We start from the raw sequence: 18,849 nt of genomic DNA, 5'->3' as shown, positions 1-18,849 counted from the left end.
TATAGAATTATTTTAGGGGGAAAAAAATGAAAAGAAAAGTTTTATCTTTGTTATTAGTAGGAGTAATTTCAGTAACTGCCTTAGTAGGATGCTCCAAAGGTGAGGCAAGTGGAGTTAAATCAAAAACAGTAGAAATAACATTTTGGCATGCTATGAGTGGTAAAAATGGAGAAGCTTTAAATAAGCTTGTAGATGATTTTAATAATTCTCATAGTGATATAAAGGTAAAAGCTGAATTTCAGGGAAAATATGATGATGAACTTAATAAGCTTAAGAGTGCGGAAAAAGGTAATGAAGCTCCTGATATTGTTCAGGTGTACGATATTGGTACTAGATTTATGATAGATAGTAAATGGGCAGAACCTATGCAAACCTTTATTGATAAAGATAAATATGATACTTCAAGCTTAGAACCTAATTTACTTTCATATTATACAGTGAATAATAAATTATATTCAATGCCATTTAATTCATCCACACCAATATTATATTACAATAAAACTGCATTTAAGGAAGCGGATTTAGATCCTAATAAGCCACCAAAAAACTTTTCTGAACTAGAGAAGTATGCAAAAGCTCTTACTAAAAAGGATTCATCAGGCAATGTAACAAGATATGGTTTTTCTATGGCTATATATGGTTGGCTGTTTGAACAATATTTAGTTAAGCAGGGAAGAAATTATGCTAATAATGGCAATGGTAGAGAAGGGGTAGCAACAAAAGTTGACTTTGATACTAACGGAGGCGGGGTCAAGTTTTTGGATGAATGGAAGAAGCTTGTTAATTCAGGATATGCAGGTAATTTGGGGAGAAGTGAAGACGATACAGAGAATGCATTTATAGCAGGAAAGACAGCTATGTATATAGAATCAACGGCTGATTTGAAGCATGATTTAAGTTCTATTGGTGGAAGATTTGAATTAGGTACTGCAGCACTTCCAACCATTGATGGAACTAAAGACAGCGGAGTTTCTATAGGGGGAGCCTCTATGTGGATATTAAAAAATAAAGATGCAGAAAAGCAAAAAGCTGCTTTTGAATTTATAAAATATATGGTATCATCTAAACAGCAGGCTTATTGGAGTAGTGAAACAGGATATTTCCCAGTAACTAAAAAGGCATATGAGGAACAAACTATGAAAGATAATATTAAAAAGAATCCTCAATTTAAAACTGCTATAAATCAACTTCATGCATCACCTAAAACTTCAGTAGGTGCACTTATGGCTGTGTTCCCAGAAGCAAGGCAGACTATAGAGGGGAATATAGAAAAAATGCTTCAAAATAAGCAATCGCCAGAAGAAGCTATTAATAATTCAGCAAAGTTAATAAATCAGTCTATTGATGACTATAATAATAAAAATAAGTAGGGGTAAATATGAGAAAAAATACATTAAATATAGCACATAGAGGTTTTAGTGGTAAGTATCCAGAGAATACTATGTTAGCCTTTAAAAAAGCGGTAGAAGCAAAATGTGATGGGATAGAAACAGACCTTAACATGACAAAGGACGGTGTACTTGTAGTTTGTCATGATGAAAAAATAGATAGAACAACGGATGGATGCGGTTATATAAAAGATTATACTTATAATGAATTAAAGAAGTTTGATGCAGGGGTAAAATTCGGGGATGAGTTTAAGAAAGAAAAAATTATAACTATTGATGAACTTTTAGATTATATGAAGGATAAAAATTTGCTTTTGAATTTGGAACTTAAAAATAATCTTATAGAATATGAGGATATTGAAAAGAAAGTAGTTCAAAAAATTCATGAATATAAACTTCAAGATAATATAATAATATCTTCCTTTAATCATTATTCCATAGTGAAATTGAAGAATTATGATAGTAGTATAAAAACGGGCTTACTATATGGGGCAAGTCTTTATGAGGTGCACGAGTACGGAAAGAAATTAGGTGTATATTCACTACATCCTTATTTTGCGGCGGTTTTAAATAGAGAGGTTGTGGAAAATATAAAGAGGGCTGGAATTAATATAAATACTTATACAGTAAATGAAGAAGAGTATATGAGAAAATTAGTGGATTTAGAGATTGATGGAATAATAACAAATTATCCGGATAAGTTAAATGAAGTTCTTAAAGCAGTAAAATAGAAAGAGAGTAACCTATGATAAAAGTAGGTTACTCTTTTTCTATAGTAAATTAAAACATATTTCCTTTAAAGCCATTTCCGTGTACTTCTGATATATCTAATATTGACATAAAAGAAGTACTATCTATATTACTTACTAATCTTTTTAGTAAAGGTAATTGGTGAATTGACACAACACAATATATAACTGTTTTATCGGATTTAGTATAAGCACCTTTTCCATAAAGAAAAGTGACGCCTCTTTGTAAATGTTTCATTATAGTAGAACTTAAATCTTCTTCTTTATTGGTTATTATCATAACAAGCTTTTGCTTATTAAAACCTATTATAACTTTATCCATTACAAAATATGATATATATATAGAAAACAAAGTATACAGGGCACTAGAAATTCCGAAAAATATTGCGCCAAAAGTTATTATTAAAATATTTATAGCAAAAGATGTTGTGCTAAATTCAAAATTTTCATTTTTTTTCTTTATAGTAGCAGCAATTATATCAAGACCTCCCAGAGAACCATAGTTACTAAGTACTACACCCATTCCAAGTCCATTTAGAACACCACCGTATACACATAAAAGAATGGGATCTTTTATAGTTAATAAATTTTTAAAGGGTGCCGTTAAATTAAAGGCAATAGAAAAAGTTAGAGTCCCAAGTATAGTCATTATAGTGAATTTTTTCCCCATTACTTTATAGCTAAGAAAAAAGAGAGGTAAATTTATTATTAAATAGGATATACCAGCGGGGATTTTAAATAAATATTGTAGTATTAAACAAATACCGGAAACACCAGAACTTAAAAGGCGTGCATGGATAAGAAAAAGATTCATTCCAATGGAACAAAGAATGCAGCCTAGTACTGTGAAAAATATGTTTAAAGTAGTCTGCTTAGTGATTCTTATTTTTATATCTTCTGACATTTCTTCACCCCTATGCTTTTTATATAGTATGTGAAAAGAATTATTATAAAATACAAAAAATAAAAAAATGTCACATGAAAATCATGTGACACAGGGGAGTAGGGTTATTATTGTAATAATGAAATAAAATATAATTCATTATCAACAAAATTCGACTTAACTTACAAACTAATTGTAACAATTTACTTCTCTAAAGTCAATAATAAATAAATGATTTTAGAGTAATTTTATAAGTATATTATATATAATTTACAAATTTATAATAAAATAAAAATAATATAAAAAAATTATGGAAAATTAATAATATAAAATAAGAAAATATATTACTAAATTAATGGATGTAATTCCAAAATAAACATTAAAGTTTTTATGGTTTTAATATTAATAAGTGCATAGATAAATACGATAAAAAAATTATATAAATATAATCTTAAAATAATACGATAAGAAAAATAAAAGGGAGAATGATGGACTATGGAATCGAATGGGATTGGAAAATTAGCAATTACAGATGTAATAGATGTTGGATTTTTACAAGAATTTCAGGATAGTTTTTCAAAGAGCATGGGTATTGCAGCTGTAACCGTAGATACAGAAGGAAAACCTGTTACGAAACCTAGCAATTATGTGCGTTTTTGCAAAAAGATTCAGAGTACGGCTAAGGGTGAAGCCAGATGTGCAGATTCACATAAAAAGGGAGGAGAAGAGGCTGTAAGGACTGGAAAACCTTATATTTACACATGTAATTCAGGACTTATTGACTTTGCAGCTCCAGTAATAGTTGGAGGACAGCATATCGGAACTGTATTAGGTGGACAAATATTTTACTCAAGGAACGATGAGAATAGAGTTGGAGACATTGTAAGTGATTTGGACTTACCAAGGGAAGAATACACGGGCAATCTTAACAGTGTAAATATTGTAGAAGAAGAAAGAGTTAAGGCAGCGGCGGACGTATTATATACAGTAACTAATACAATAGGTACTGTAGGTTATCAGAAAATGAAAATGCATGATGCAGCTAACAGTTTTGTAGACAATTTTGAACAAATTTCAGCAGCTATGGAACAATTATCAGCATCATCAATAGGGGTAACGCAAAACCAAGAAGTGCTTAATAAGGAAATAATAAATGTTAAAGAGATAGCAGGAGAGATAAATGAGATTTTAGCTCAAATAAAAAGTATAGCAGATCAAAGTAAAATGCTTGGATTAAATGCAGCAATAGAGGCAGCGCGTGCAGGAGAAATTGGAAAGGGTTTTGGAGTAGTTGCAGCAGAAATGAGAAAGCTTTCTGAAAGTTCAAAGGAAACAGCAATAAAAGCTGGAAATTTAACAATTCAGATATCAAAAACTGTAGATAAAACTCTAGACGTTTCAAAATCAACGTTAGATGTTACAGCGCAACAGTCAGCAGCTATAGAAGAAACAAATGCAAGCATTGAGGAAGTTACTAGTATGGCAGAAGAATTAACAAGATTAACATAGTAATATATTACTATAAAAAAAGATACCAACCATGGAAGTGAAATAAACTCCAAAGGTTGGTATCTTTTTTAAATATTTTTAAAATTCGAAATTTCGTCTTCTAATTTTTGTGAAAGTCTTTCTAGTTTTGAGGAGTATTCAGACACATTTTTTATAGCAGCGAGTTGTTCTTCAGCACTTGCTGCGACTTCCTCAGTTGAAGCAGATGTATCATCTGATTTTGAAGATATTGTTGATATAAGAGAAATTAATTCATTCTTTTCACTGTCCATTTCAACGTTAGCGTTTTTGATTTCACCTACTACAGCATTCATTTCAAATAAAACATCAGAGATATCGTTAAATATTTTCTTAGTATCAATAGAAGATGTATTTTCTTTTGCCACTATACTTGAAGCCTCTGAAATTGCTGAAACTGCTTCTTTAGAATGAAGTTGTATGTCATTTATAAGGGATTCAATTTCACCTATAGATTCAGTTACTTGCTCTGCAAGGTTTCTAACTTCTTCAGCTACAACAGAGAAACCTTTTCCGGATTCACCAGCACGGGCAGCTTCAATAGCAGCATTTAATGCTAGTAAATTTGTTTGTTCTGCTATTTGGGATACTGTTTTGGTTATATTACCTATACCGTTTGAATTTTCATTTACTTTAAGTACAATTTCATTAACTTTTGAAGTAGCTTCAAGGGCCTTTTCTGATTGATCATTAAGAATATTTATAGTATTGAGACCACTTTCTATAAGATCATTAAAAGAACCTGCTTCAATATTCATAACTTCTGTTCCGCTTAGAACTCTATTAATTTTTTCTGATAAGGAATTTGCTTTGTTATAACATTCTTCAGCGTTTTTAGCTTGGATAGAGGCTGCTTTTGCAATTGAGTCAGTTGCTAAAGCTACATCTGAAGCTGATTTATCAGTTTTATCTATAATGTTTTTTAGTGCAATTGAAGTTTCTAAAACTGTTTTAGAGGATGTCCTTACTTCAATAATAAGATGTTGAATTCTATTGGCAGTTTGGAAAAAAACATCTGCAATAGACTTAAATGGTTCTTTTATTGTTAAATTTTTAGCAGAATTATCGGAAAAAGTTCCATTTAAAACATCTGTGAGAACTTGTTTTAAACTTTGTAAACCATTGGTTAATATTTTAAATAAAAATAAGGAGAGGATAACAGATAGTATACAAAGTATAATTGTACATATTATAATTATGTTCCTTATTAAAGAAAGCTTGTCATTAGTTCCTGAAACTGATGATAAAACGTTAGAACATACAGCATATATAATAATGCTGTATATACAAATTGAGACTATGATTGGGGAAACTGCTAGTAATATGAATTTTGATTTTAAATTTGACTTAGAATACATAATTAACACCACCTAAAATTAAATTTTAGCCCTAAATAATCACACAAGCAGGCATATACTTTGGCTAGAGATGCCTTCTCCACTACCTGTAAATCCAAGACCTTCTTCTGTTGTAGCTTTAACATTAATATTTTCTAAATCAATATCTAATACAGTACATAAACTCTTTTTTATATCTTCTATATAAGGTGAAAGCTTGGGCTTTTGAGCTATTATTGTTGAATCAATATTACCAATTCTATAGCCCTTATTTTTTATTATTGTGTTAACTTCGCTTAATAATTTAAGACTTGATATTCCTTTATATTTGTCATCATTGTCAGGAAATAACTTTCCTATATCACCAAGACCAGCAGCACCTAAAATGCTATCTATTATGGCGTGTATAAGTACATCAGCATCAGAGTGTCCAAGTAGGCCCTTTGAATACTCAATTTCGATTCCACCAAGAATCAATTTCCTATTTTCGACTAATTTATGAACGTCATAACCAATTCCAACTCTCATTCGCATTCTCCTTTGCATATTCATATTATTATTATAATATCAACTATATTATAAATATAATTTGCAAAAAATGAAATAGGTTAAAAAAAAATATCACTTCATTAATATAATTTAAGAAGTGATATTTTTATACTAAAGAACGCGTCTATTATTATCAAAGGTACCTTTATTTTTTGAACCAGCATTTTTCTTATTGAGTTTTAAAATAGATTTTAGTGTGTTTAAAATAGTAAAAAATACATTTGCATTTTTCTTGGCTTTGCACCTTTTTGAAAAATCTACATAAATAATATTGTTTTTCATAAATACACACCTACCCTTTAAGATATCGTTTTCAACTATAGTATATCATATATATTTATAGTTGTTAATAGTTTTAAGAACATTATTTAAAGGAACATATAGAAAATTAAAAAAGAGCATTTTTGTTAGTATAGATTTTATAATTGTTTTAGCGTAAAATAATGTTATAATTAGTATCGTTGCTTTTTTAAAAGTATTGATATATAAATAGGAAAAGTAAAGTAATAATATGAATATTTTTTTCTTATATATAAGTTATAATATAATGAAGGGATGAGTAAGTTGAGCAAACTAAAAAAAATTCTGCTTATTATTGTTACAATTTTAGTAATAGCCTTATGTTTAATGATAATAAAGGACTATTATAAAAATTATAAAAACGTTGCATATAGTAAAGAACTTACGAAACAGAATGTAGTTAAGGATTTACAATCAAATAACCAAATTCCAGTTCTTATGTATCATGAGATTGATGACAGTAAAGGAATTAACCTCATGAAAGTTAACAAAGAGGCTTTTAAACAGCAAATGAAATATTTAAAAGATAATAAATATAATACTCTTACAATAGATGAGTTTTATGATTGTATTGTGAATAATAAGAAAGTACCTAGCAAGTCGGTACTTATAACTTTTGATGATGGATATGAAGATGATTATAAGAATGTATATCCAATATTAAAAAAGTATAATTTTCATGCCACTATGTTTATTATTACAGGATATTTGGACAAGGGTACCGTATATTTAAAGTCAAATGAGGTAAAGGAAATGAGTGATAACGGTATAGATATTGAAGGACATACAGTTTCTCATCCTTATTTGGACAAGTTAACATACAGTAATCAATTTAAACAGTTAGAGGAGTCTAAGAGTAAATTGGAGAATATATGTAAAAAGACGGTTAGATTCATTGCATATCCATATGGTGCATACAATAAGGATACAATTGATGCAGAAAAGAAGTTGGGATATATCATGGGATTTACTACAAATGGTAAGTGGGCTAATTTAAGCAAAGGTGTTTATGCTTTAAATAGAATATATATATTCCCTCAGTATGATTTGAATAATTTCAAGGAGAGACTAGATAATCCAAATTATTCTCAAGTTGTACATCCTATAAAATCAATTAAAGCGGTTTATTATAGTGTACGTTCTTGGTATTAGTTTAGTATGTGTTAAAGTTTTTTTATAAAAATAAATTATAGAAGGCTTTTACTAAGAAAAATTAAATATAAGTAATTTAAATTTTATTTTTTTTGTAGTAAAATAGCGACAAGTATATAATATAAACGACAAAATTCGTCAAAAGAATACTAATCATATGCATTATATCACAGCCTGACATGTATATGTAAAGCATTATGTCATATTTTGAAAAATAGTTATTATTGTATTTTATTACAAATAGTACGATAATAATTATTGTTCATAGTTACATAAAGGGGAAAGTGAATTTTATGAGTTATTTATTTGAAGAGATATATAATTATGAGGAGAAAATCTATGTGGAAATCTCAGAGCTTTTTGACAAATACAATATTGGTCTTCAAAATAGAAACAAGGAAATTTGGTTAAAGTGTATAAGAGAGATAAATAAAGGTATAAAGGATATTAAAAAGGAAACTATTGATAATTTCATTGTGAAGTTGATAAAAATAAATCAATTTTATAACAGGGATAGCATTTTTCAAATTTTAAAATGTATTGAGAATGCGTATATTAACTACATCATAAAAAATGTTGATAATGTTAATCATATTAAAGAGACTTTGTCTAAGGTGAACGATTTTTTTTATAATGTAGAGAAAACTATTATTGATAATAAGATATACTATGAACAAAAAATAGATATGCAAATAATAGATAAAATACTTGATAGTATTCCTTTTTTAGTTATGATTAAAGATGAGAATGGAAAATGTATTAAGGTCAATAAGGAAGCAAGAGAGTTCTATGGTATTGAAAATGAAAATGACATTAATGATGATGTAATTATTAATAAGATTTTAAACTTAGATAATTTGAAGAATTTTAAAATTGATACTAGCAGTTCAAAGACGTTCTATGAGAAAGCCTATAACAAGGATAAAGACAAAAAAACATTATATGTTATATCGGTTCCTATTTTAATAAAAGATGACAAGTTTACAATTACCATAAAAAGTGATACCACTAAGTTTCAAAAGAGTGATATTGCCAATGATAGTTTTAACTTTAAAAATATATTTAAAGACATACCAGAAGCTGTATTTATTCATGATAATAAAAAAATATTATATCTTAACAAAGTTGCTATGGAATTGTTTGGTTTTGAGAGACTAGAAGAGGCTATTGGACAAAACTACAATAATTTTGTAGAAGTTTGCGTTGGTGATATAGGAAGTAGTAAAATAGGCAAGCCTGAATATAATATCAAAAGAGCTGATATTATAAGAAAAAGTGATAATAAACTCTTGAAAATAGCATATATAAAAGGAAATTATATATATAGTAGTAAAGAAATAGAATTGATTGTAATATGGGATATGGAATATAAAACTAAAATTGAAGAATTAAAAAATAAAATGAGTGAGAAGAACGATGTATTAAATAAAGTATTATATTATAGTAATGCTAAAACTCAATTTATGGGTACTATATCTCATGAACTTAGAACACCATTAAATATAATATTAAGTGCACTTCAGGTTATAGATTTGTATGCTAATTATGGTGATTTGGAAGAAAAATGTAGAGTCTATGAGAAATATTCTGTTGTTATGAAGCAAAATGGATACAGACTTCTTAAAATGATAAATAATTTTATGGATATTACACAAATAGAAGATGGTGCAAGTAAACTTAATTTTGTACAAGGCAACATAGTAAACATAGTAGAAGATGTTACTTTAGCAGTAGCAGCTTTTCTAAAGGATAAGGGAAAAAATATAATATTCGATACGGATGTTGAAGAAAAGATAATGATTTTTGATAAAGAGAAAATTGAAAGAATAATATTAAACTTATTATCTAATGCAGTTAAGTTTACAGGAAAAGATGCTAGTATAAAGGTCAGAATTCATGATATAGGAAGTAATATACAAATATCTATTAAAGATAATGGTATAGGAATACCAGAGGATAAAAAGAAAATGATATTTGAAAGATTTTTTCAACTTGATAAGACTTTTACACGTAAAAATGAAGGAAGCGGTATAGGGTTATCCATAGTGAAGGTTTTAGTTGAACTTCATGACGGTTCAATTGAAGTGGAGAGTAATGTTGGGGATGGAAGCGAATTTATTATAAAGCTTCCTGCTAGAAAATCAAACAAATATAGTAAAAATTATTCGGACGGCTTAATAAGAATGTCTAGTAAGGACAAGGTTAATATGGAATTTTCTGACTTGTTAATTTAATATAGAAAAAGGATTAAAGTAAACTACCCATACTTTAATCCTTTTTATTTAGTTTAAAGTCTTTTTTAGTATTTTAATTGGACGATCAACTAAAAAAGGTGCTGCAAATTGAAAAACCCTTTCATGTCCACATTTTCTGCAAGAACATTCACATATATCATAAGGCTCATCATCTATAAAACCTATTCCTTCTTCAGAGGCTTCATAGCTGCCTCCGCAAACTTCACAAGGAGTGTTTTTGATTATAGAGTACTCACTTTCAACGTATTTCATTATTTCATTTATTACCATAGTGTATTTATTCCCCCCATCGGTATTTATTTATATGAATAAGTTATATAAAATACAGCTTAACTATATTTCATTTTTGGGTTAAAATATTCGCATATATAAAATGGAAATTGGATTTTAATTACAATGCTTTATAAGTAAATGTTAACACTAGGTTAAAGGAAATTCAATAATAAATCAAGTGATTCTTATTTCCTTTTAAGGTTATTATCTTATAAAGTGATTAATATAGGATACCTATAAGTAATCTTAAATCAAAATATATAATTTAAATTTGAAAAAAATATTGACTATCGAACAGATGTTCTCTATAATTACAGTAGAACATCTGTTTGGTATATAATAAATTTTCTCTTTATATATTTGATTTTGTTTGGAGGATGAAATATGGATAACAACAATATATTTTTAAGAATAAGCTATACGTCTCAAGATATGCAACAAATTTGTAGTGATGAACTTGTAGATAACAATGATATTAATAGAAAAACTATAGTTAGAAATCATAAACAAAAATCAAAAAAATACCTTGTTGGTGGTGGGATTTATAATAGAAAAGGTGGAACTGTATTTTTTAGTCTGAAAAATATGAGTGATGTAGAAAAAATAACAAATAATGAAAAGACATTTGTTAAGGATTGTGCTATGAAATATGATGTGTTCATAGTTCCTAAATCATTATAAATTTAAAAAAGTGTTAGAAAGTTTAATCTATTTTATTTTAAAAAATAAATATCTTTATGTTAATATTTTGTCCATATTTATGAGTTAATATGTTAGTAGCTATTAAGAATAAGAGGATTAGTAAAATTAAATCTATAATATGCTATATATAATAAGTTTTGTTATGAATTTTAAAGGAGATTATATGAAAAGAATTGGACAAAAAACTTGTGGAAATATATATATAATATTAGGAACACTAGAAATATTATATTTCATAGCTTGTAGACTCACATTTGCAATGTATGTGAATTTTATGGCTTTTTTTATAGTATTAGGTTTTATATGTATAGCGGTAGGTATTTTTTATAAAAAGTATGAAATTAAAGATGGAAGTGTTTTGAGAAAAATAGATAACATTATTAAAGCCATAGTATGCATCTTTTGCGTTATATTTGTTTTAACAGAAGCTGTACTTATTTATAATGGTAAAGCTGACTATAATGGTAAAGTAGACTATATAATAGTTTTAGGTGCAGGATTAAATGGCAAGCAAATGCTTGGAACTCAATATGAGAGAGTAACAAAAGCAATGGAATATGTTAAGGAAAATCCTGATGTTAAGATTGTGGTTTCTGGTGGTAGAGGGCATAATGAGAGTATAAGTGAAGCAGAAGCAATGAAAGAATATTTCTTAAAAAAGGGAGTTTTAAGTCAGAATATAATAATGGAGGATAAGTCCACAAATACCTTTGAAAATTTAAGAAATTCTAAAAGAATCATAGATAAAATTTCTAATGAAAAGGATATAAAGGTTGGAGTAGTAACTAGTAGTTATCATATAACGCGAGCCAAGCTTTTAGGAAAAAGAGTTGGTTTAAAGCTTTATGGAATATCTGCACCAATAAATAAGTTATTACTTATTCAATCATATACTAGAGAATTTTTTGCTTTCTATAAATCTTTGATTTTAGATAGAGGATAAATAGCTAAAGAGAGTGGAGAGTGTAAAATTCTTTCTGTAAAATAACTTTCTATGGTAAGTTTTAAAAGACAAGATTGTCAAAAGTGACTTTCTATCTTGTTTTAAATATACATTCTAAAAATATGTATGTGAAGAACGCCTTTAAAAACAGGCGTTTTTGGCATATTAAGCTTTTTATTCAGTAAGTCGTCCTTCATACATAATAGATAATTCACCGTACACTTTACCCCAATTTCTTAGTGGCAAACGCCATTTTTTTGTAGCTTCAAAAGTAGCAAGGTATAAAGCTTTTAAAAGTGATGTATCGCTTGGAAATACAGTTCTTTGTCTATTTAATCTACGGTATGTGCTGTTGAGACTTTCGATTGCATTTGTAGTATAAATAACTTTTCTTACATCAGCAGAGAACTTAAAAATAGGGCTAATAGCATCCCAATTTGATTTCCAGCTTTTCATTGAGTTAGGATAATGTTTTTCCCATTTTTCAGTGATTTCTTCTAATTGCTTATATGCAATTTCCTCAGAAGGTGCATGATATATAGTTTTTAAATCTTTTGCAAATTCTTTTTTATCTTTATCAGCAACATACTTTAATGTATTTCTTACTTGATGAACTATACAACGTTGATATTCAGTATTTGGAAAAGCTACTGATATAGATTCCTTTATCCCTGTAAGACCGTCTGCACAAAGGATAAGGATATCTTGAACACCCCTATTTTTTAATTCATTGAGAGCACTAAGCCAATATTTACTGCTTTCATTTTCTCCAATATTTATAGAAAGTACTTCCTTTCTGCCTTCATTATTTATACCAAGAATAATGTAAGCTGCAAGCTTACGTATAACGTTATTTTCCCTTACGGAAAAATGAACTGCATCAATGAAAACAATTGGATATACTGTAGATAAAGGTCTATGTTGCCATGCTTCTATTTCAGGAAGAAGTTTATTGGTTATATTTGAAACCATTCCTTCACTAACTTCAAACCCATATATATCTTCAATTTGTTCTGAAATTTGTCTGGTACTTAATCCTTTAGCATACATAGAAATAATTTTTTCTTCTATACCAGAAATATCTTTCTGGTGTTTTTGTACTATTTTAGGTTCAAAAGAACTTTCTCTATCCTGTGGTACATCTATATTCATCTCACCATATTTGCTTCGAATTCTTTTTTGTTTTTTCCCATTTCTTGAGTTTGTAGTTTCGGCTCGTTCATATGGTTCATAGCCTAAATGCTCGTCCATTTCACCTTCAAGCATAGATTGAATAGTTCCACCTAATAGATCTTTTAAAGCTTCCTGAATATCCTCAGCTGACTGAATATCATACTCGTCTATAAGAGCTGATATAATATTTCTTTTTCCTTCATTCATTGGTTTTACCTTATAAATATCTTTTTTTCTTGCCATAATAAAAGGCCTCCTATGATTTTATTTTACCATAGAAAGCCTTATTATTTTTATTTACAGACTTTTCTTCACATGCTCAGAGAGTGAGTATTTAACTTAAATATTCACTCTTTATTTTTAAATTAAGTCTTTAAAAAATACAACAAGTTCTGTTCTATTATTTAGATCAAGCTTATCTAGTATTTTAGATACATAGTTTTTTACTGTACCTTCAGTTACAAATAAGTCTTTACCTATAGTTTTATTACTTTTTCCATCCATGATATGTTTTACAACTTCAAGTTCACGTGGGGTTAGTAGGCTTATAAGTTTTTCAGCATCATTTTTTTTCTTAGTTTCCTCTTTGGGGGGTTTTACACCATTTAGTGCTTGTATTACTTTTTCTGTAACTTTAGGATTTAATAATATACTTCCATCAAGAGCACTTTTTATTGAGTTTATTATTTCTTTTGATCCTGCATCTTTAAGAATATATCCATCAGCACCATATTTTAAGCCTTGAAAAATGTATTCGTCCTCATCAAAAGTAGTTAATATAATAACTTTAACAGTGGGATACTTTTCTTTAACTATTTTAGTTGCCTCAATTCCATTCATTATTGGCATTCGTATATCCATAAGAACTACATCTGGTGTCATGTCCTTCAAAGCTTCAAGTAATTCCATGCCGTTAGAAGCCTCTCCTAAAACATTTATTTCTTCATTTAAGCTCAAAATCATTTTTAAACCTTCGCGAACAATTTGTTGATCATCAACAATAATAATATTAGTCATGTGGTATCTCCTCCAAAATTTTAAATGGAATTTTTCCTTCTACAATAAAGCCAGTTTTATCAGGTGAACTAAAAAAGATATCACCATTAAATTCATTAATTCTTTGCTCCATACCGATAAGTCCATTTGATTTAATGATATCAGATGAATTAATTCCTTGACCATTATTTGTAATTTTAAAGTGTATATAGTTATCTTTTTTATAAATATCAATTGTAAAAATTGTAGCTTTTCCGTGCTTTACACCATTAGTGATAGCTTCTCGCACAGTTTTAAAAATACAAATTTTAATGGTACTTTCTATTTTTTCTACTGTATTATCGTATTTTAGATTAAATTTATATTGGCTTGTGTTTTTAAAATTATCAAATATTTTATGTATTTCTTCATTAAGATTATACTTATTTGAAGTTTCTTTAAGTAAGTTAACTACTTTTCTCAGAGTTTGTAAACATTCTTTAGAAATTTTATAGCAATTTTTAACTACAAGCTTTGCCTTTTCAGGTTTAATTTCAATTATATTTTCTGTATACTCTAGATTCATATTTAAAGCCACTAAAGAATGGCCAATAGAATCGTGTAGTTCTTGAGCTATTCTAGTTCTTTCCTTTTCTATAGTAAGTTCTTCTATTTTTTTTGCATATTTCTCTAATTTTAAATTTGTTTCATTAAGTTCTTTGTTTAGATTTTCAGCTTTGACTTTTTCTTTAATAATTCCTTTAAATAAAAGAGAAACAAGTATAGTTAAAATATAATTTGTAAGTCCGGTTAGAAATATATGAATAGGATTATTGCTGTAAAGTATACCACTGGCAACATAATAGGTTGCAAAATTTATTATAAGTAGACTTTTAATGATCTCTTTATTCAATAATATTATTTCTACAGAGAGTAAAACTGCATATACTATAATTTCAGTTCCTGTGTTTGTATATGCAATATAAAGTAATAATAAGTTACTTATAGCACAGGAGACATACCTTAAGGGATATTTTATAAAATCTCTTAATAAGTCATTAAAGCATAACAAAATTAAAGCAATTAAGTTTAATATATGTATCCCATTTTGAATAGAAGCCTTAAATATTGAGATAATGATGAAGAATTGTACAATTCTAAAGGCAGCGCGCCTATCTTTACTTGAAGAAAAGAATGTATTCATATTTATATACCTTTCGTGTGTGTTTTTTTTATTATAACAAAATATAGTACTTAAGTCATATATAAAAGGTTACTTAAGTGGATATAAATAAGGTTTAGGCTATAGTAAAATAACATTGTAAGTTAAGTAAAGAAAACAACAAATTAAAAATAAAGAGGTGCTCAATATGGAAAAAAAATCATTAAGTAATTCTAATAAAGCAATTATATTTAATACAGACTTTGTTGCAAGTGCAATTATTCCAATAATAATTTTTTATGTTTTTAATAAATTCAATATGACGTTACAGGGGGTAACTTTATCTGGTGTATGGAGCATTGGTATCATATTATTCAATTTTGTAAAATCACATAGAGTAAATGCTTTAGCAATTATTTCTGGCATTATTTCTATTATTGGATTAATAGGAACGCTTCTTTCTAAAAATCCAACTTTTTATTTAATATCACCTATAATTCAAGATACTTTAATTTCTATTATATTTTTTATTTCACTATTTTTAAAGAAATCATTAATTCAAGTAATTGTTGAGCAGAGCTATTTTAAAAATGCTTCAGAAGATACTAAAAGAAACTCAAGATATTTAAGAACATGGAGAATACTTACTTTCTCATGGGGATTATTAGCTTTAAGTCAAGCTGTTGTTAGATTAATACTACTTCATTACTTATCTATGAGTTCTTATTACACTATAGGTATGCTTTATGGAAATATATCTACACCACTATTTATAGCTTTTACAATAGCTTTTCCAAAATGGTATTGGCATAGAAAAAAATAAAACAGTTTAATTAGTAAATAAGGAGTGATAAAAATGGGAAAAATTCTTTTTTTAAGTAGTCCTGCTTATGGACATATAAATCCTACATTAGGGATTATTAACGAGTTGGTTAAAGATAGACAAGAAGTAACTTATTTTTCTACAGATAATTTTAAAGATAGTATTGAGAATACTGGTGCAATTTTTAAGGCTTTTAAAAAACCTGTATATACATTTAAAAATGATGGTGGCTATGCACCAAATTCGGCTATGGGTTTAAAGCTTAGAATGGAGTATTTTGTGCAGCTTTTAAGCTCAGCTGAAGAATATATTGATGCTATTTTGGAACAAATTAAAGGCTTTAAATTTGATGCTATAGGTTATACTGCAATTTTCCCCTTTGGAAACATTATTTCGCAGATATTAAAAATTCCTTCGTTCTCTTCTTTTGCAATATTTGCATCTCCAAAAGAAATGATATCTGAAAGAGCTATTAATTCAATGAATAAAATGGCTGAGCAGTCCGGAATGTCAGAGCTCTTTATTGATATTTCTACAAAATTGGAAGAAAAGTATAATATAAAAATGCCTTCAATAATAAACTTACTGTTTAATGAAGGAAATTTAAATTTTGCTTATACCTCTGAATATTTTGTTGCTCACCCTGAGTATTATAATGAAAACTTTAGGTTTATAGGGCCACCTATATATAATAGAAATGATGTTAAAAATGATTTTCCTTTTGAGAAGCTTGAAGGAAAGAGAGTAATATATGTCTCATTAGGTACGGTTTTTAGTAATTTTGATAAAACTCTTTATGAAATATTCTTTGAAGCATTTAAAGATATGGATGCAATAGTAGTTATGACTGCTTATAAAACAGATTTATCAGAATTTAATATTCCTAAAAACTTTATAGTGAGAAATTATATTTCACAAAGTAAAGTTTTAAAATACGCTGAGGCAGCGGTAACACATGGAGGTATGAATAGTGTAAATGACTTAATAGTTAACAATGTTCCGTTTGTTGCAATACCATTAGGTGCTGATCAACCATATATGTCATCAAGAGCAGAAAAGCTAGGTGCATGTATATCACTTGATAGAAACAATCTCACAGCCGAAATTTTGAAAAATTCCTTGAATGAAATTTTATCAAATTCTAAGTATACTCAAAATATAAGAAGAATAAATGAGTCCTTTGAAAATTGTGGTGGATATAAAAAGGCTGCAGAAGAGATATTAAAATTAATGTAAAAGTACCTGTAAAAGTCACATAGTAATTGTGATTTTTACAGGTACTTTTTTTAATGTTTAAATTTATTTATGATTTTTAGAAAAGAGTGGCTTTTATTAGATACATTAAAACTATGTGAATTATTTACAGATGTATTTGTTTCTACATCAAGAGATGGTGTTTTAGATGTCATAATAAATTGAGTTGGATAGATACTAGTATGTCCAACTATTATATAGCTTACACCAATTGCAATAGAAGCATATAATCCAATATTGCCACCAAAAAGTTCTATAGCAATCACAATTGATGAAATTGGAACATTTGAACAAGCTGCTAAAAATGCCACCATTCCTATAGCAGAATAAAAAACTAAATTTGAGTGAATAAGTTGTGCAAAGGCATTTCCAAGTGTTGAACCTATAAATAGCATAGGTGTTAAAATTCCTCCACTTCCACCACAACCTAGAGTTAATGAAGTTGTTAATGATTTTGTAAGGAATAAGGTACTAGTGGTTTTTGTTCCAAGAACAGCGTTAGTAAAGACATTATCACCTATTCCAAGAGTCTCGGTTGAACCTGTTATTGTAACTAATACAATAATTATAGCACCTCCAATTATTCCTTTTAGTGGTGGGTAAATTTTAAGTTTTCTAAAAAACATATCAATGGATCCTACTAGTTTTATAAATAATATAGAAGCAATACCAACTATAAAGCTAAATATAAGAACACCTACAAATGCTTTAAATTGATTCTTGGGAACGTAGGAGATTGGAAAACTTAAAGGTTTATTTCCAAGATATAGACCAGTATAGTAGCTTGTAAAGGATGATATCAAGGAAGGTAAGAGAGAAATATAAGATAATTTTCCTATATATAAAACTTCGCATGCAAAAATTCCGGCACCAATAGGTGCGTTAAATACAGATACAAAGCCTGCGCTTATACCACACACTACAAGCCTTCTTTTATCGGCGGTATTCATTTTAAAACTTGAGCCTAAAAAAGAGGATATAGTACCGCCTATTTGAGTTGCAGGACCTTCAAGACCTACGGAACCACCAAAAATAATTGTTATAAGTGTAGTTAAAAGTTTTATAGGAACTACCTTTATATCCATATTTCCTTTATTTTCATTAACACTTTTAATTGCTTTCTCAGTACCATGACCTTTTGCTTCAGGTAATAAATTTATTATAAAATTACTGAGAAATAAGCCTATTGGTAGAAATAAATAATAATAACGAAATTTAAAAGTAAAACCTATAGTAATGTTAATTAGTTTAACGAATTCAGTTGTTAAACCTCCAACTAATGCGCCTATTGCGGCAGATAAAAATATCCATTTCAAAGCACTAAGTATTAAAATGGATTCTTCTGTTATAAATTTTTTAAAATATTTCAAATAAATCACCTCGTATGTATATTTAATATTTTAC

18 protein-coding genes are annotated in these 18,849 nt (G+C 28.1%); 9 read left to right on the top strand and 9 right to left on the bottom strand.

All coding sequences use genetic code 11. The features are described from left to right. Nucleotides 1-26 precede the first annotated feature (26 nt). Entirely contained in the window at nucleotides 27-1,370 is a 1,344-nt protein-coding gene (locus CLFE_RS20425; RefSeq protein WP_077893565.1) for an ABC transporter substrate-binding protein, read from the top strand. A gap of 8 nt (nucleotides 1,371-1,378) precedes the next feature. After that, complete coding sequence (locus CLFE_RS20420) at nucleotides 1,379-2,119, top strand: glycerophosphodiester phosphodiesterase (RefSeq protein WP_077893564.1); 741 nt, start codon at nucleotides 1,379-1,381, stop codon at nucleotides 2,117-2,119. A 49-nt stretch (nucleotides 2,120-2,168) separates the two neighbouring features. Here CLFE_RS20420 and CLFE_RS20415 read toward each other — a convergent pair whose 3' ends face one another. Continuing rightward, entirely contained in the window at nucleotides 2,169-3,041 is an 873-nt protein-coding gene (locus tag CLFE_RS20415; RefSeq protein WP_077893563.1) for a YitT family protein, read from the bottom strand. A 474-nt stretch (nucleotides 3,042-3,515) separates the two neighbouring features. Between CLFE_RS20415 and CLFE_RS20410 the strand changes: the two genes are divergently transcribed. Then, nucleotides 3,516-4,529, top strand: a complete 1,014-nt coding sequence (locus tag CLFE_RS20410; RefSeq protein ID WP_077833083.1) for a PocR ligand-binding domain-containing protein — start codon at nucleotides 3,516-3,518, stop codon at nucleotides 4,527-4,529. A gap of 68 nt (nucleotides 4,530-4,597) precedes the next feature. On the opposite strand, the gene CLFE_RS20405 is transcribed toward CLFE_RS20410, so the two are convergent. The 3 genes from CLFE_RS20405 to CLFE_RS20395 form a co-directional block, all read right to left on the bottom strand. Then, nucleotides 4,598-5,905, bottom strand: a complete 1,308-nt coding sequence (locus CLFE_RS20405; RefSeq protein WP_077893562.1) for a methyl-accepting chemotaxis protein — start codon at nucleotides 5,903-5,905, stop codon at nucleotides 4,598-4,600. A gap of 39 nt (nucleotides 5,906-5,944) precedes the next feature. After that, complete coding sequence (ispF, locus tag CLFE_RS20400) at nucleotides 5,945-6,412, bottom strand: 2-C-methyl-D-erythritol 2,4-cyclodiphosphate synthase (RefSeq protein WP_077833081.1); 468 nt, start codon at nucleotides 6,410-6,412, stop codon at nucleotides 5,945-5,947. Between the two features lie 132 nt (nucleotides 6,413-6,544). Further along, nucleotides 6,545-6,715: a hypothetical protein gene (locus tag CLFE_RS20395; RefSeq protein ID WP_169850943.1), complete on the bottom strand. Its 171-nt coding sequence runs from the start codon at nucleotides 6,713-6,715 to the stop codon at nucleotides 6,545-6,547. Between the two features lie 282 nt (nucleotides 6,716-6,997). Here CLFE_RS20395 and CLFE_RS20390 point away from each other — a divergent pair, with 282 nt between their 5' ends. After that, nucleotides 6,998-7,885, top strand: coding sequence for a polysaccharide deacetylase family protein (locus CLFE_RS20390; protein WP_077893561.1), 888 nt, complete (start codon nucleotides 6,998-7,000; stop codon nucleotides 7,883-7,885). A 293-nt stretch (nucleotides 7,886-8,178) separates the two neighbouring features. Further along, the gene (locus CLFE_RS20385) at nucleotides 8,179-10,119 is read left to right on the top strand and encodes a sensor histidine kinase (RefSeq protein ID WP_077893560.1); all 1,941 of its coding nucleotides are present in this window, start codon (nucleotides 8,179-8,181) and stop codon (nucleotides 10,117-10,119) included. A gap of 48 nt (nucleotides 10,120-10,167) precedes the next feature. Here CLFE_RS20385 and CLFE_RS20380 read toward each other — a convergent pair whose 3' ends face one another. Further along, a complete protein-coding gene (locus CLFE_RS20380) occupies nucleotides 10,168-10,410 on the bottom strand; it encodes a metal-binding protein (protein ID WP_077833078.1) in 243 nt (80 codons plus the stop codon). Nucleotides 10,411-10,797: 387 nt separating this feature from the next. Between CLFE_RS20380 and CLFE_RS20375 the strand changes: the two genes are divergently transcribed. Continuing rightward, a complete protein-coding gene (locus tag CLFE_RS20375) occupies nucleotides 10,798-11,094 on the top strand; it encodes a hypothetical protein (RefSeq protein WP_077893559.1) in 297 nt (98 codons plus the stop codon). Nucleotides 11,095-11,278: 184 nt separating this feature from the next. Beyond that, entirely contained in the window at nucleotides 11,279-12,058 is a 780-nt protein-coding gene (locus CLFE_RS20370) for a YdcF family protein (protein WP_077893558.1), read from the top strand. 174 nt (nucleotides 12,059-12,232) lie between these two features. On the opposite strand, the gene CLFE_RS20365 is transcribed toward CLFE_RS20370, so the two are convergent. The 3 genes from CLFE_RS20365 to CLFE_RS20355 all read right to left on the bottom strand — a co-directional run bounded on the left by CLFE_RS20365 (nucleotide 12,233) and on the right by CLFE_RS20355 (nucleotide 15,410). Continuing rightward, complete coding sequence (locus tag CLFE_RS20365) at nucleotides 12,233-13,438, bottom strand: IS256 family transposase (RefSeq protein WP_250944770.1); 1,206 nt, start codon at nucleotides 13,436-13,438, stop codon at nucleotides 12,233-12,235. Nucleotides 13,439-13,591: 153 nt separating this feature from the next. Further along, nucleotides 13,592-14,248: a response regulator transcription factor gene (locus CLFE_RS20360; RefSeq protein ID WP_077893921.1), complete on the bottom strand. Its 657-nt coding sequence runs from the start codon at nucleotides 14,246-14,248 to the stop codon at nucleotides 13,592-13,594. Continuing rightward, on the bottom strand, nucleotides 14,241-15,410 hold the full coding sequence (locus tag CLFE_RS20355) for a sensor histidine kinase (protein ID WP_077893922.1): 1,170 nt from the start codon (nucleotides 15,408-15,410) through the stop codon (nucleotides 14,241-14,243). The genes CLFE_RS20360 and CLFE_RS20355 overlap by 8 nt, the downstream gene beginning before the upstream one ends. Before the next feature lie 166 nt (nucleotides 15,411-15,576). On the opposite strand from CLFE_RS20355, the gene CLFE_RS20350 reads away from it, so the two are divergent. Together CLFE_RS20350 and CLFE_RS20345 are read left to right on the top strand one after the other, a co-directional pair. Then, nucleotides 15,577-16,191 carry a VC0807 family protein gene (locus tag CLFE_RS20350; protein WP_077893923.1) on the top strand — a complete coding sequence of 205 codons (615 nt, stop codon included), beginning with the start codon at nucleotides 15,577-15,579 and terminating at the stop codon, nucleotides 16,189-16,191. A 33-nt stretch (nucleotides 16,192-16,224) separates the two neighbouring features. Then, nucleotides 16,225-17,427 (top strand): macrolide family glycosyltransferase, encoded by a 1,203-nt coding sequence (locus CLFE_RS20345; protein ID WP_077893924.1) that lies wholly within the window; start codon nucleotides 16,225-16,227, stop codon nucleotides 17,425-17,427. Between the two features lie 50 nt (nucleotides 17,428-17,477). Here CLFE_RS20345 and CLFE_RS20340 read toward each other — a convergent pair whose 3' ends face one another. Continuing rightward, complete coding sequence (locus CLFE_RS20340; protein WP_077893925.1) at nucleotides 17,478-18,815, bottom strand: chloride channel protein; 1,338 nt, start codon at nucleotides 18,813-18,815, stop codon at nucleotides 17,478-17,480. Nucleotides 18,816-18,849 lie beyond the last annotated feature (34 nt).

It is taken from the genome of Clostridium felsineum DSM 794 (genome assembly GCF_002006355.2).
Taxonomy (GTDB): domain Bacteria; phylum Bacillota; class Clostridia; order Clostridiales; family Clostridiaceae; genus Clostridium_S; species Clostridium_S felsineum.
This window is presented reverse-complemented; position numbering and strand designations above follow the sequence as displayed.